9 protein-coding genes are annotated in these 13,952 nt (G+C 72.6%); 1 reads left to right on the top strand and 8 read right to left on the bottom strand.

Features of this window, described 5'->3' with window-relative positions:
• Positions 1 to 253 precede the first annotated feature (253 nt).
• From K304_RS0106795 to nrdR, 4 genes are all read right to left on the bottom strand, one after another.
• Positions 254 to 1,228 carry an ADP-ribosylglycohydrolase family protein gene (locus K304_RS0106795; protein ID WP_027763138.1) on the bottom strand — a complete coding sequence of 325 codons (975 nt, stop codon included), beginning with the start codon at positions 1,226 to 1,228 and terminating at the stop codon, positions 254 to 256.
• A 79-nt stretch (positions 1,229 to 1,307) separates the two neighbouring features.
• Complete coding sequence (locus tag K304_RS0106790; RefSeq protein ID WP_027763137.1) at positions 1,308 to 1,916, bottom strand: YdbC family protein; 609 nt, start codon at positions 1,914 to 1,916, stop codon at positions 1,308 to 1,310.
• A gap of 179 nt (positions 1,917 to 2,095) precedes the next feature.
• The gene (locus K304_RS0106785) at positions 2,096 to 4,924 is read right to left on the bottom strand and encodes a vitamin B12-dependent ribonucleotide reductase (RefSeq protein WP_027763136.1); all 2,829 of its coding nucleotides are present in this window, start codon (positions 4,922 to 4,924) and stop codon (positions 2,096 to 2,098) included.
• A gap of 117 nt (positions 4,925 to 5,041) precedes the next feature.
• Complete coding sequence (gene nrdR, locus K304_RS0106780; protein ID WP_027763135.1) at positions 5,042 to 5,563, bottom strand: transcriptional regulator NrdR; 522 nt, start codon at positions 5,561 to 5,563, stop codon at positions 5,042 to 5,044.
• 457 nt (positions 5,564 to 6,020) lie between these two features.
• Between nrdR and lexA the strand changes: the two genes are divergently transcribed.
• Positions 6,021 to 6,809 carry a transcriptional repressor LexA gene (gene lexA / locus K304_RS0106775; RefSeq protein WP_027763134.1) on the top strand — a complete coding sequence of 263 codons (789 nt, stop codon included), beginning with the start codon at positions 6,021 to 6,023 and terminating at the stop codon, positions 6,807 to 6,809.
• Between the two features lie 162 nt (positions 6,810 to 6,971).
• Here the strand turns inward: lexA and K304_RS0106770 are convergent, their stop codons facing one another.
• The 4 genes from K304_RS0106770 to K304_RS27665 form a co-directional block, all read right to left on the bottom strand.
• Positions 6,972 to 8,987, bottom strand: coding sequence for an ATP-dependent DNA helicase (locus tag K304_RS0106770; protein ID WP_027763133.1), 2,016 nt, complete (start codon positions 8,985 to 8,987; stop codon positions 6,972 to 6,974).
• A gap of 121 nt (positions 8,988 to 9,108) precedes the next feature.
• The gene (locus K304_RS0106765) at positions 9,109 to 10,881 is read right to left on the bottom strand and encodes an IucA/IucC family protein (protein WP_027763132.1); all 1,773 of its coding nucleotides are present in this window, start codon (positions 10,879 to 10,881) and stop codon (positions 9,109 to 9,111) included.
• A gap of 40 nt (positions 10,882 to 10,921) precedes the next feature.
• A complete protein-coding gene (locus K304_RS27670; protein WP_106965539.1) occupies positions 10,922 to 11,713 on the bottom strand; it encodes a GNAT family N-acetyltransferase in 792 nt (263 codons plus the stop codon).
• Positions 11,714 to 11,745: 32 nt separating this feature from the next.
• Entirely contained in the window at positions 11,746 to 13,698 is a 1,953-nt protein-coding gene (locus K304_RS27665) for an IucA/IucC family protein (protein ID WP_106965538.1), read from the bottom strand.
• Positions 13,699 to 13,952 lie beyond the last annotated feature (254 nt).

Here is a 13,952-nt window from a genome sequence, read left to right as displayed (position 1 = left end):
GGAACGCCCCGCTCGGTCACCGTGTCCGGCTCGGCTCTTCGTCCGCGCCCTTCCGTGGATTCCCCACCCGGCTGCTCGACCATGCGTCTCCTCCCCCGGCCACCCGAAGCCACGGTGCGGCCCTCAGTGCGGCAACGCTAGTTCCACGCCCGGAGGTTGCACGTCGCGGGCTGCCTCTGTGACCAGGCGGTGACGTGGACCCGGACGGGCGGGCGTCCCTGTGACGGCCCCGTGACGTGCGGCCCTACAACCCTCAGACGAGGGCGGGCATCCAGCTCGGCAGCACCTCGGTACGCCGGGTCCAGGGCTCCGGTGGTGCGCCGCCCGCGCTCACGGCCACGATGCCCCCCACGATCGCCCCCGTGGTGTCGACGTCACCGCCTGCCTGCAGGGTGTTCCACAACGCCTCCTCGAACGCCCCGAGATGACGCGCGGCCGCCCAGAGCGCGAAGGGCACGGTGTCGTGGGCGCTGGTACGGCGTCCGCAGCCCAGGACCGCGGCGACGGTGGCCACGTCGTCGAAGTCGAGCATGTCCTTCGTCCTGCGCAGACCGGCGTGCACCGCGCTGCGCGGCACGACGTCCAGGACCCGGTCGAGCAGCCGGGCGCCGGCCTCCGCCCCGCCTGCCTCTGCGTGGTCCGGCCGGGCGGCCGGACCCGCCGCTGCCGGCACGCGGGCTTCCGGGTCCGCGTCGCGCGCGACGAGCGCCGCGGCCACCGCGACGGCGATCGCTCCGGCCACCGCCTCGGGGTGCCGGTGGGTGACGACGGCGGACAGCTCTGCCTGTTCGGCGGCGCGTTCGGGAGCGTCGGCGAACCATGCTCCGAGCGGCGCGACCCGCATGGCGGCGCCGTTTCCCCAGGAGCCCTGACCGTCGAAGAGCTCCGAGGACAGCTGCCGCCAGTCGGCGTCCTCCTGCCTGATTCGCCGCAGCATGCGGTTCACCGCGGGTCCGTAGCCCCGGTCGAAGTCGTGGTGCGTGGCGAAGGCGGCGGCCAGCGCGTCCTGGTCGATCTCGCCGTGTTCGGCCAGGACGAGCAGCACCGAGCAGGCCATCTCGGTGTCGTCGGTCCACTGCCACGGGTCCGGCGGCAGCGCGCGGCGCCGGAGCAGGCCGAGGTGGGCGGGGACGAAGAACTGGGATCCCAGGGCGTCGCCGACGGCGAGCCCGTGCAGGCCGGCGACGGGGCGGACGGGCCGGACGGGGGGGGAAGGATCATCGGTCATGGTGTGCCGACTCCAGCCGTGGCGATGTTGCCGCCCCAGGGGGAGGCGGACGGGACGCGCCCGCCCGCTCATCGTGTCCTCACACCGTCCACGAGGGCTCGAGGTCGATCACGTCCCCGGCGATCGCGGTCACGTCGGCGCCGATCTGCGCCCGCAGGGCGAGCCGTTCGACCCGTTCCGTGCGGTACTTGCCGTGCTCGGCGGCGGAGTCCCACATCGACAGGACGAGGAACTCGTTCTGGGGATCCGCCTGTCCGAAGAGTCCGCGGAGCATGCCGGGCGATCCCGCCATCGCCGGGTTCCACACCTTCTCCTGCATCAGGGTGAAGTGCTCGACGCGGTCGTCCCGTACCCGGCAGTGGGCGACGCGGAGCAGGTCGGCGTCGGTGAAGACCGGCGAGAAGCCGGTCTTCACGTCGAAGCGGTACTCGAAGAGGCGGACGCGCATGTCCTTGTAGGTGCCGACCTGGGAGGCGTGCAGCCGGTCGTGGGAGCGGGCCATGAAGGAGTCGTAGAAGGCCCGGCTCTCCCAGAAGCCGAAGAGGTGCGCGACGCCGCTGCGGGCACGGCTCCAGCCGCCGCCCTGCCCGCGGAAGCCTGGTTCCCCGAGCAGCCCCGCCCATTTCCGCTGCCCCCGCTCGAACCCGCGACGGTCCACGACGGTGCAACGCATCCACTTGACCAGCACCGCGCCATCGTACGGCCAAGTGGGTGAGCGCCTCGGGCATCGACCCGCGTCCGCCGGCGGGGAACGCCCGCGCGAACGCCGCCGCGCACGAGCGACCCGGTGCACGGGGGCGGGAGCAGACGCGGGCGGGGGTGGGACCGGCGCGTACGCGCCGGTCCCACCCCCGCCGTTCGGGCCGGTCAGCTGCAGCCGCTGGTGGAGCCGCAGCCCTCGCAGAGGTAGCAGCTGCCCGCACGGCGCATCTTGGTGCCGCAGGAGAAGCACAGCGGGGCGTCGGCGTTCAGGCCGAGCTGCATCTCCACCAGTTCGGTGGAGTTGTGCGCCTGCCGGGCCGGGTTCTGCGCGGCGGGCTGGTCGGCCGTGGGCGCGGACTGGGCCAGGCCGTCCGGGTCCAGCTCCTCCTCGCCGGGCTCGTAGGAGCCGGTCTCCAGGTGGCGCTGGCGCTCCTCGGCGGAGTGGATGCCGAGTGCGGAGCGGGTCTCGAAGGGCAGGAAGTCCAGGGCGAGGCGCCGGAAGATGTAGTCGACGATCGACTGCGCCATCCGCACGTCCTGGTCGTCCGTCATGCCGGCCGGCTCGAAGCGCATGTTGGTGAACTTCGAGACGTAGGTCTCCAGCGGGACGCCGTACTGGAGGCCGACGGAGACAGCGATGGAGAAGGCGTCCATCATGCCCGCGAGGGTCGAGCCCTGCTTGGACATCTTCAGGAAGACCTCGCCGAGACCGTCGTCCGGGTAGGAGTTGGCGGTCATGTAGCCCTCGGCGCCGCCGACCGTGAAGGAGGTGGTGATGCCGGGGCGGCCCTTGGGCAGGCGGTTGCGGACCGGGCGGTACTCGACCACCGTGGCCGGCTCCTCCTTCTTCTCCTCCTCCTTCTGCTTGGCGGAGAGCGGCTGGCCGACCTTGCTGTTCTCGACGTAGACGGCGAGCGCCTTGGTCCCGAGCTTCCAGCCCTGGAGGTAGATCTCCTCGACGTCCTCGACCGTGCTGGAGGCCGGCATGTTGACCGTCTTGGAGATGGCGCCGGAGAGGAACGGCTGCGCGGCCGCCATCATCCGCACGTGGCCCATCGGAGAGATGGAGCGCGCGCCCATGGCGCAGTCGAAGACCGCGTAGTGCGCGGGCTTGAGGCCGGGGGCGTCCACGACGTTGCCGTGCTCGGCGATGTGCTCGACGATCGCCTCGACCTGCTCCGGCTGGTAACCGAGGCGCTTGAGCGCCTTGGGCACGGTGTTGTTGACGATCTGCATCGAACCGCCACCGACCAGCTTCTTGAACTTGACCAGCGCGAGGTCCGGTTCCACACCGGTGGTGTCGCAGTCCATCATCAGGCCGATGGTGCCCGTCGGGGCGAGCACGGAGGCCTGCGCGTTGCGGTAGCCGTTCTTCTTGCCCAGACGGACGACGTCCTGCCATGCCTCGGTGGCGGCGGCCCAGACCGGGCTGTCCAGGTCGTCCATGCGGGTCGCCGCGTCGTTGGCGTCGGCGTGCTGCTTCATCACGCGCCGGTGGGCGTCGGCGTTGCGGGCGTAGCCGTCGTACGGCCCGACGGCACCGGCGAGTTCGGCGCTGCGACGGTAGGAGGTGCCGGTCATCAGCGAGGTGATGGCGCCGGCGAGCGCCCGGCCGCCGTCGCTGTCGTACGCGTGGCCGGTGGCCATCAGCAGGGCGCCGAGGTTGGCGTAGCCGATGCCCAGCTGGCGGAAGGCCCGGGTGGTCTCTCCGATCTTCTCGGTCGGGAAGTCGGCGAAGCAGATGGAGATGTCCATCGCGGTGATGATCAGCTCGACGACCTTGGCGAACCGCTCCGCCTCGAACGACTGGTTGCCGTTGTCGTCGTCCCGCAGGAACTTCATCAGGTTGAGCGAGGCCAGGTTGCACGAGGAGTTGTCCAGGTGCATGTACTCGCTGCACGGGTTGGAGGCGGTGATGCGGCCCGACTCCGGAGACGTGTGCCAGTGGTTGATGACGTCGTCGTACTGGATGCCCGGGTCGGCGCAGACGTGTGCGGCTTCGGCCATCTTGCGGAACAGCGACTTGGCGTCGACCTTCTCGACGACCTCGCCGGTCATGCGGGCGCGCAGGGGGAAGTCCGAGCCGGCTTCCACGGCCTTCATGAACTCGTCGGTGACGCGCACCGAGTTGTTGGCGTTCTGGTACTGGACGGAGGTGATGTCGTCGCCACCCAGGTCCATGTCGAAGCCCGCGTCGCGCAGCGCGCGGATCTTCTCCTCCTCCTTCACCTTGGTCTCGATGAAGGCCTCGACGTCGGGGTGGTCGACGTCCAGGACGACCATCTTGGCCGCCCGGCGCGTGGCGCCGCCGGACTTGATGGTTCCGGCGGAGGCGTCCGCACCGCGCATGAAGGAGACGGGACCGGAGGCGTTGCCGCCGGAGGAGAGCAGCTCCTTGGAGGAGCGGATGCGGGAGAGGTTCAGGCCGGCGCCGGAACCGCCCTTGAAGATCATCCCCTCTTCCTTGTACCAGTCGAGGATCGACTCCATGGAGTCGTCGACGGAGAGGATGAAGCAGGCGCTGACCTGCTGCGGCTGCTTGGTGCCGACGTTGAACCAGACCGGGGAGTTGAACGCGAAGACCTGGTGGAGCACGGCGTAGGCCAGCTCGTGCTCGAAGACGTCGGCGTCCTCCGGTGAGGCGAAGTAGCCACTCTCCTCGCCGGCCGCGCGGTAGGTCTTCACCACGCGGTCGATGAGCTGCTTGAGGCTGTGCTCCCGCTGCGGGGTGCCGACCGCGCCGCGGAAGTACTTGCTGGTGACGATGTTGACCGCGTTCACCGACCAGAAGTCGGGGAACTCGACGCCACGCTGCTCGAAGTTGACCGAGCCGTCGCGCCAGTTGGTCATGACGACGTCACGGCGCTCCCAGCTCACCTCGTCGTACGGGTGCACGCCGGGGGTGGTGTGGATGCGCTCGATGCGCAGACCCTTGTTCGCCTTGCCGCCCTTGGCGCGGGAGCCGCGTGCCGGGCCGCTCGTCGTCTCTGTCATTCCGCCTCCCTGTACGGGCATAACGCCCCGTGTGCCCCGGTTCTTCCCGGAACGCGAATTTCTGATCATCGACCGGTCGGCCCTGTGGGCCGCCGGCCAGGTCTGACGCCGTGCCGCTCAGTCGGCGGCGGCAGTGGGCGCGGGCACGTCGAGGTCCCCGTGGCCCTCGACGGGTCCGGCTTCCTCGGCGGACGGCCGGGCCTCGCGGAGCTCCGCGACAGCGGCCTCGAAGTCCTCGAGCGACTCGAAAGCCCGGTAGACGGACGCGAAGCGCAGATAGGCGACAAGGTCCAGGTCCTGGAGCGGACCCAGTATGGCGAGGCCCACGTCGTGCGTGGACAGCTCCGCGCTTCCGGTTGCTCTGACCGCTTCCTCGACCCGCTGGCCGAGCTGGGCGAGCGCGTCCTCGGTGACGGGACGCCCCTGGCAGGCCTTGCGGACTCCCGCGATCACCTTGTCCCGGCTGAACGGCTCGGTGACACCGCTGCGCTTGATCACCATCAGTGACGCGTTCTCCACCGTGGTGAACCGGCGCGCGCAGTCGGGACACTGCCGGCGGCGCCGGATCGCGGTGCCGTCGTCGGTGGTGCGGCTGTCGACCACGCGGCTGTCCGGGTGCTTGCAGAAGGGACAGTGCATCGCTCCCGACCCCTCCTGTGAACCCTCGCCGTGCATGCCTGGAACACCCTGAGGAGACCACGCGGGACCCCTCGGGACATGCCACCAGCATAGTCCACGCTCACCCCAAGAGAGGCGGCGGGACCACAACTTGTGGTGGCCGACGCCAATCTAACCACTAGATCTGGTGCCCGTTGCACTACCCGGCGGTACGCGTGTCGTGGCGCGCGACGGCGTCGAGCGTACGCTGCGGCGGGAGGGACGCCCGCGGCGGGGCGGGCACGGCGAAGCGGCCCCGGCGTGTCGCGGCACGCCACCGGAGGACCCGCCCCAGGAGCGGGCGACGCACCTCGCAATACACGCAGGCGCATGATCACGAAAGGTGAATGCCGATATTTCACTCGAACGTGTGTTTGGCGCAACCTTTCGAAACCAACTACCGTTGAGCCACAGGGAGAACCGCACGAGAGGGGCCGTCATGACCACCGCAGACACCGCGACCATCACCGCCGAAGACCGCGCCGCACTCGGCGCCGACGAGGACGCGGCGGCCGACCGCGACGGCACGGGCGCCGATCGGCCGGCCCCACCGGCCACACGCTCGTTGCCGGGCAGGCCACCCGGCGTCCGGGCCGACAGCTCCGGTCTCACCGACCGGCAGCGCCGGGTGATCGAGGTGATCCGCGACTCCGTGCAGCGGCGCGGATACCCACCGTCGATGCGTGAGATCGGGCAGGCGGTCGGCCTGTCCAGCACCTCCTCGGTGGCGCACCAGCTCATGGCGCTGGAGCGGAAGGGCTTCCTGCGCCGCGACCCGCACCGCCCCCGGGCCTACGAGGTCCGCGGCTCCGACACCCCCAGCACCCAGACCGCGGACACCACGGGCAAACCGTCCGCCTCCTACGTGCCGCTGGTCGGCCGGATCGCCGCCGGCGGTCCGATCCTCGCCGAGGAGTCCGTCGAGGACGTCTTCCCGCTGCCGCGTCAACTCGTCGGCGACGGAGAGCTGTTCGTGCTCAAGGTCGTCGGCGACTCGATGGTCGACGCGGCGATCTGCGACGGCGACTGGGTCACCGTGCGCCGCCAGCCGGTGGCGGAGAACGGCGACATCGTCGCCGCGATGCTGGACGGCGAAGCGACCGTCAAGCGCTTCAAGCGGGAGGACGGGCACGTGTGGCTGCTCCCGCACAACGCCTCCTACCAGCCGATCCCCGGCGACGAGGCGACCATCCTCGGAAAGGTCGTCGCGGTCCTGCGCCGCGTCTGACGGCCCGCAGCCTCACTCCCTGAACGAGCCCCGGAACACCTGCGCCGGTTCCGGGGCTCTGCTGCGCCCGCACCACGGGACCACTCCGGCGGCGCAGGGCTGCGTGGCGCGGCGGGTGTCCACGTCGCCCCGCCGACACACGCACCGCTGCGCCGCCCGCCCTCAGCCTTCGGCCCGGGCCGCCGCGTCGATGGCGGCCAGCGACCGGCGCACCTGGTTGCGGTCGGTGGTGTACCAGAAGTCCGGCAGCGACGCCCGCAGGAACGACCCGTAGCGGGCCCGCTCCAGCCGTGGGTCCAGCACCGCCACCACGCCGCGGTCCCCCGCCGCGCGGATCAGCCGCCCGGCGCCCTGGGCCATCAGCAGCGCCGCGTGCGTCGCCGCGACGGCCATGAAGCCGTTGCCCCCGCCTTCCTCGACCGCCTTCTGGCGGGCGCTCATCAGCGGGTCGTCCGGGCGCGGGAAGGGGACGCGGTCCATCACCACCAGTTGGCAGTTGACGCCGGGTACGTCCACGCCCTGCCAGAGCGACAGCGTCCCGAACAGACAGGTCTCCGGGTCCTCGGCGAAGGTGCGGATGAGCTCGCCGAGGGTCTCCTCGCCCTGGAGCAGGATCGGCATCTCCAGCCGGCCGCGCAGCGCCTCGGCCGCCGCCTGTGCCCCTCGCATCGACGAGAACAACCCGAGCGTACGGCCGCCCGCGGCCTCCACCAGTTCGGACAGCTCGTCGAGCATGTCGCTCCGGGACCCTTCCCGTCCGGGCGGGGACAGGTGCTTGGCGACGTACAGGATGCCCTGCTTGCGGTAGTCGAACGGCGAGCCGACGTCCAGCCCGCGCCAGCGCGGGAGTTCGGCGTCCTCGACCGACTCCTCGTCGCTCTCCTGGGCCTCCTGCGCCTGCCGGGCCTGCCGCCCCTCGGGGGCCAGGCCGAGCGAGGCCCCGACGCCGTCGAAGTCGCCGCCGAGCTTCAGCGTGGCCGAGGTGAGCACGACGGAGCGGTCCTCGAAGAGCTTCTCCCGCAGCAGCCCGGACACGGACAGCGGCGCCACCTTCAGGGAGGCGCCCCAGCGGTCGTGGCGCTCGCACCAGACCACGTCGTACTCCGAGCCGTGCGTGAGGCGTTCGGCGACGTCGTGGACGCTCTCGATGGAGGCCATCGCCTGCTTGCGGACGGCGTCCTCGTCCTGGACCGAGCGGTCGCGGGTGTCGCCGAGCGCGGTGATGCACAGGCGTGCGGCGTCCCGGAGGGCCGCCAGCACGTAGCCCAGGTCCTCGGGAATCTCCTCCAGTCGGCCGGGCAGCGCGAGCTCCATCAGCCGCTCGAAGCCCTCGGAGGCGGTCTGCAGCCGGTCGGCGGCCTTCTCGTCGACGAGCTTGGCGACGCGGCGCACCGCGCGGTTCACACCGCCGGGCGTCAGCCCGCCCGTGGCCACGCCGGTGACGCGGGAGACCAGCTCGTGCGCCTCGTCGACCACCAGCACGTCGTGGTTCGGCAGGACGGGTGCGCCCTCGATGGCGTCGATGGCGAGCAGCGCGTGGTTGGTGACGACGACCTCGGCGAGCTTGGCCCGTTCCCGCGCGGCCTCGGCGAAGCACTCGGCGCCGTAGGCGCAGCGGCTCGCGCCGAGGCACTCGCGGGCGGACACCGACACCTGCGCCCAGGCGCGGTCGGAGACGCCCGGGGTGAGGTCGTCGCGGTCGCCCGTCTCGGTGTCGTCCGACCAGTCGCGCAGCCGCAGCAGGTCCTTGCCCAGCTTGCTGGTCGGTGCGGCGGCCTCGAAGGGGTCGAAGAGGCCCTCCTCCTCGTCCTGCGGGACGCCCTCGTGCAGGCGGTGCAGGCAGAGATAGTTGGAACGGCCCTTGAGCATCGCGAACTCGGGGCGCCTGCGCAGCTCCGGGTGCAGGGCGTCCACAGTGCGCGGCAGGTCGCGTTCGACGAGCTGCCGCTGCAGCGCCAGGGTGGCCGTGGCGATCACCGCGCGGTCGCCCTGGGCGAGCACGGGCACCAGGTAGCCCAAGGACTTCCCGGTGCCCGTTCCGGCCTGGACCAGCAGGTGGCTGCCGTCCTCGACGGCGTCCGCGACGGCGTGTGCCATGGCGACCTGACCGGGGCGCTCCGTGCCCCCGACGGCTTCGACGGCGGTGTGCAGGAGATCGGAGAGGTCAGGCTTGCTCATAGGGCTGACAGCCTACGCGGCGCCACTGACATCGGGGCCCCGGTCCGGGGCGATCCGGCCACGCCGCCGCCCGGTCACGGACGGTGCGTGGCTCCGGGTCAGGCCGGTGCGTGGCCCCCGGTCACGGGCCGTGCAGCGGGTTGGGCACCGTGCCGTGCACCGCGGCGTGCGGCCGTTCGCTGCGGTCCCGGTAACCGTCCGCGTGCAGCCGGTTGCGGTTGAGGCAGAGCCGCTCGATGCGCGGGGTGAGCATGTCGAACGTCTCGAAGCGCTCCTTCAGCTCGGGGAAACGGCGGTGGTAGCGCCGCACCTCGTCCCGGACGAGTGCCCAGAAGACGTGTTCCGGCACGCCGAGTTGGTCCTCGCACAGCGGCGCCAGGTAGCGGAAGACGCCGACGAACAGACCCGCGTGGATGAACTGCGGCAGGAAGGACGGCTCCTCGGTGAGCAGCACCTCGCGGACGTCGGCCGGCATCGACGCGTGCTCGGGCAGGCGCAGGGCGCTGACGTTGACGTCGTCGACGAAGTCCTTGACCGCGAGGCGCACCGGCACGTCGTCCCCGTCGAAGACCACGATGGCGTTCTCGCCGTGCGGGGAGAAGACCGTGCCGTAGCGGTAGAGGAAGTGCAGCAGCGGCGGGAGCAGCGCGGCGAAGAGGTTCCGCAGCCACGCGGTGGGCTCCAGGCCGGAACGCGCGACGAGCTCGGCGGTCAGGGCGCGGCCGGCCGGGTCGGTGTGGAGCAACGCGGCGAGGGTGCGGGCGCGTTCGCCGGCGTCGAGGCGGGGCGGCAGCGGCTCGCGCCAGATGCAGCCGAGCAGCTCGCGGTACTGGTACGGCACCTGGGGCAGCGCGTCGTACACGGGATGCGGGACCGTCACCGACGCGACCTCGCCGAGCAGGATCACCCGGCACTCGTCGCGCAGGAACGGGTCGCCGTCCCGCAGCCCGTGCACCCAGGCGGTGACGGCGGGGGCCGCCAGGGTCCGTTCGGTGGGCAGGCCGCGCCAGACGAGAGTGTTGAGGACGGACAGCGGCAGCTTGACGGTGTGCCGCTCGGGATGGGCGGCGTTGAGGAAGGTGCGTACGGACTGCTGCGGCAGCCGTACGTCGTCGTCGGTCTCCAGAGGGACGACCGTGCCGCGGGCGATCTCGGCGGCGAAGAGGGGCGCAACGGTCTCCTCCCACTGCCAGGGGTGGACGGGGAGCAGCAGATGCTCGCCGGGTACGAGGCCCCTGGCGCGGAGGATGGCGTCGAACCGGCCCCGGGTGGCGGCGCCGAGTTCGTCCGCGTAGAGGCGGGCGGGGTCGGCCAGCGCGCGTACGCCGCGGTAGACGGCGAGCGAGCGGTGCACGGCGATCCACGGGAGGCGGCGCGGTGTGCGGGCTTCCGGTGCCCAGTCGGCGGCGTCCGAGGCGGAGAAGCCGACGCGTCCCTTGTTGGCGACCAGCCAGGGGTGTCCCGTCTGGTGCCCTTCGAGTTCGGCGTAGCCCAGGTCGGCGAGGTCTGCTGCGGGGAGCGCGGTGGCGTCGAGGCGGGTGTCGGCGGCCAGGGTGGCGGTGAGTTCGCGGATGAGGTGGCCGGTGGTGTCGCCGGACAGGCCGAGCAGACCGTCGTGGGCGCGGGCGACGAAGTCGATCGGGTCGAGGGCCGGGGTGACGCTGTCGGGGTCGATGATCCAGTGCCCGTAGGCGCCTCTGCGGGCGCGGAAGCGCAGCGTGAGGTCGGGGTCGACGGCGACGCTGTGGGTGCCGTCCTCCTCGGCGTGCGGGCGGATGATCCGCTCGTAGGCGAATTCGGCGAGCATCTTCGTCAGCAGCCGCCGTGCGGCTCGCTCCCACGTGTCCTGATCGAGGCCGTGGGGCAGTCGCAGGGCGGAGGGGTGCTGGGGCACCGGAGGGTCTCCTTCTCGGGAAGTGTTCGCGGGGTGACGGTCAGCGGTCGCGGATCATCAGCGCGGCGCGCTTGTCGGGCAGGTCGACCTCGGCGGAGAAGCGGAAGCCCGCGCCGAGGAAGGCGGCCACGGAGGGCACGTTGCGGAGGTCGGGTTCGGCGAGGACCCGCCGGCAGGACGGCCGGTGCGCCAGGACCAGGTCTCCGACGGCCCGCAGGAGGGTGGTTCCCAGGCCGCGGCCGCGGTCGGTGACGCCGCCGACGAGGAGGTGGACGCCGGTGTCGTGGGGACGGGCGGGGTAGTGCCGCGCGAGGGGGTCGAGGTCGGCACGGTAGATCTCCCAGTAGCTCATCGGGACGCCGTCGAGGACGCCCAGGCACGGGACGCTGCGGCCGTCGCCGTCGAGTTGGGCCCGCAGGTGCGAGGCGGTCGCCCCGGCGGGGCCGGCGAGGTCCCAGAACGCGGCGACTGCCGGATCGTTCATCCAGGCGGCGATCAGCGGCAGGTCCCGCTCGAGCCGGACCGGGACCAGTTGGAAGGTGCCCGCGGCGGTGTGCGCGGCCGCCCAGCCCGGGAGGTCGTCGAGCAGGTCGGACCCACCGAGTGGGCCGCGCGCGCCGAAGGGCTCCGCCCGGGTGCCGGCCGGGGCCGGGCAGTGGTTTCCGGAGCCCGGCACGCCCGCGGGCGGCGCCCCGGCACCCGCGTCGCGCTCGGCGACCAGCGCGGCCAGCCCTCCGGACAGGTCGACGTCCACGGTGTCGGCCTCCGGGTCCGCGACCTGGTCGCAACCGGAGTCCGCTGCCCGCGGCGGATGCGGAGCCGGAAGTTCCATGGGTTCCTCGGGGGTCCGGGGCCGGCCGGCGCTCAGAGGGCGAGCGGGTTGGCGACGGTGACGTAGACGGACTGCGTGTCCACCGGCCCGACCAGTTCGTCCATGCCGTGCAGGCGGGTGAGGAGGTTGGCCTTGCAGCGCAGGGTGGGCGTGCCGAGCAGCAGGGCGGGCAGCGGGGACACCGGGCCACCACCGGAGGGGGACGTCTCACCCTGGAGGAACTGCCGGAACGCGGCGAGCAGCAGCGGTTCTCCCGCCAGGCCCTGGGAGCCGAAGGCGCCGATGAGGCCGAGCACGTTGTTGATGCCGAGGTAGTACGCGAAGCGCTCGTCGGTGACGTCGTCGGCCACGAAGGAGTCGCTCGCCACCCCGGCGCCCGGAAGCCGCCGCTGGATCTCCTCGCGCCGGGAGGCGCGGAAGTAGTAGCCCTGGTTGTCGCGGTAGCGGCCGCCGCACGGCCAGCCGTCCTTGTCCAGCAGCACCAGGGTGTTCTGCTGGTGGGCCTCCAGGGCGATCCCGGCGTGGGCGTCGAGCCACAGCACGGGCCGCACCACCCGTTCCAGGTAGCGCAGGAACCACTCGGCGGCGACCGCCGCCACCGGCCGGTCGGTCCGCGCGGCGAGGCCCTCGACGACGTCGGCGAGCCGCGAGCGCAGCCGGTCGCCCGGCAGACCGGGCCAGGGCCGCGGGGAGGTGAGTGCGGCGATGCACACGGCGTCGTCGTGCGGGCCGAACGGATTGTGCCGGATGACGGTGTCCAGGCCGGGCACGGGACGCCCGGCGGGGTCGTCGACACCGAGCCAGGCCGGGTCGCGGACGATGTCGAAGCCCGGGTGGGCCTTGCGCCAGCGGGCGGCCAGCCCGGTGCGCAGCAGGCGGTGGATCTCCACCCCGCGCAGCGCCTCCTTGCGGAGGTTCTCCCGCCGGGAGTTGGTGATGCGCAGGCCCAGCGAGAGCTTGAGCATGGCGTCCGCTCCGGGCCGGTGGACCGTGCGGACGGAGGAGGTGGGGAACCAGGGCTCGCCGGCGGGGCCGAGGTCGCGCAGGAGCCCGGCGTCCAGCAGGCGGGCCGCCTCGGGCCGGTACCGCAGCTCCCGGGCCTGCCAGGGGTGCAGGGGCAGCAGCGCGCACCCCTCCGGCAGGGCGGCCGCCACGTCCTCACCGGCGAGGAGTTCGACGAGCCGGGAGGCGGGCACGGGTGCGGCGCCGCCGCGGTCCGGATCGCCCGGCCCGTCCTGGTACCAGGCCGAGTCGGAGGCGAGCACGGAGGCGTCGACCGCCATCCAGTGCAGCGGGAAGGAGCCCCGCAGCTCGGGGGAATAGGCCTGCGCCTCGGAGTCGGACAGGCCCTCGCGGCTCTTCGGCGTGGGGTGCACGGGGTGGCCCAGGACGAGGGACTGTTCCGCCTCGAGGAAGAGATCGCCGTCCGCGGCCGGTCCCGGCTCGGCACGGCGGCCGGCGAGGAACTCCGTGCTGCGCCGCACCGAGTCCGCGACCCGGGCGACCAGCGCCGCGCTCTCCCCGGTGGGGACGACCGTGCGGCCACCGGCGCGGTGCGCGCCCTCGCGGCCGAGGAGCGCGGCCAGGAGCACGGCGTCGACCGGTTCGGCGTCCGCCGGCACGCCCTCCAGGCGGGCTGGCCCGAAGCGGTGCCACCCGGTCGCCGACCAGTGCAGCACGGGCACGCACAGGGCGGTTCCGGTGGCCTCCAGGGCGATCCGGAGCGTACGGTCGGCCGGTTCCGGCAGGTCGTTCTCGCGGACCCAGCACCGCAGCAGGCTCTCCGCCCCGGCGGCGTCGGCGACGGCGGCCGGGTCGGACTGTTCCAGCGGGTCGGACGTCGTACGGACGTCCCCGTCGCGCGGGTCGTCGGCGAACCGCCGTGGCTGGCGCGGTACTTCGGGCCGTTCGAGCCCGGCGATCCGCACACCGCCGGCAGGGCCGCCCTCGGCCGTCGTCGGCTCAGGTCCGGAGCTCGCGTTCACTGGTGTCTCCCGTGCTGTCGCTTCGGCCCGCGCGCGAGCCACTGGTCCCCTGACTGTCAACGACCGAGAGGGCGTCGGATCACGGCCGGGGACGAGATCGTCCGCCGGCCGGCGAAACGGCCGCGCCTCGTGCGGAACCGGGGACCCTGCGTCCACCGTCCCCCCGTTGACCGGGCATAGTGGGGGCCGCCCCGCTCCGGCGAGGGCCGTGACCCGTCAGTGACGGCGCGTCACGCGACAGCGAAGCGATTTTC

It is taken from the genome of Streptomyces sp. CNS606 (assembly GCF_000426325.1).
This window is presented reverse-complemented; position numbering and strand designations above follow the sequence as displayed.

Bases quoted from the DNA above. Each gene is read 5' to 3' on its own strand.
- K304_RS0106795 (WP_027763138.1), bottom strand. From the start codon at position 1,228: ATGACCGATGATCCTTCCCCCCCCGTCCGGCCCGTCCGCCCCGTCGCC.
- K304_RS0106785 (WP_027763136.1), bottom strand. From the start codon at position 4,924: ATGACAGAGACGACGAGCGGCCCGGCACGCGGCTCCCGCGCCAAGGGC.
- nrdR (WP_027763135.1), bottom strand. From the start codon at position 5,563: ATGCACTGTCCCTTCTGCAAGCACCCGGACAGCCGCGTGGTCGACAGC.
- lexA (WP_027763134.1), top strand. From the start codon at position 6,021: ATGACCACCGCAGACACCGCGACCATCACCGCCGAAGACCGCGCCGCA.
- K304_RS0106770 (WP_027763133.1), bottom strand. From the start codon at position 8,987: ATGAGCAAGCCTGACCTCTCCGATCTCCTGCACACCGCCGTCGAAGCC.
- K304_RS27670 (WP_106965539.1), bottom strand. From the start codon at position 11,713: ATGGAACTTCCGGCTCCGCATCCGCCGCGGGCAGCGGACTCCGGTTGC.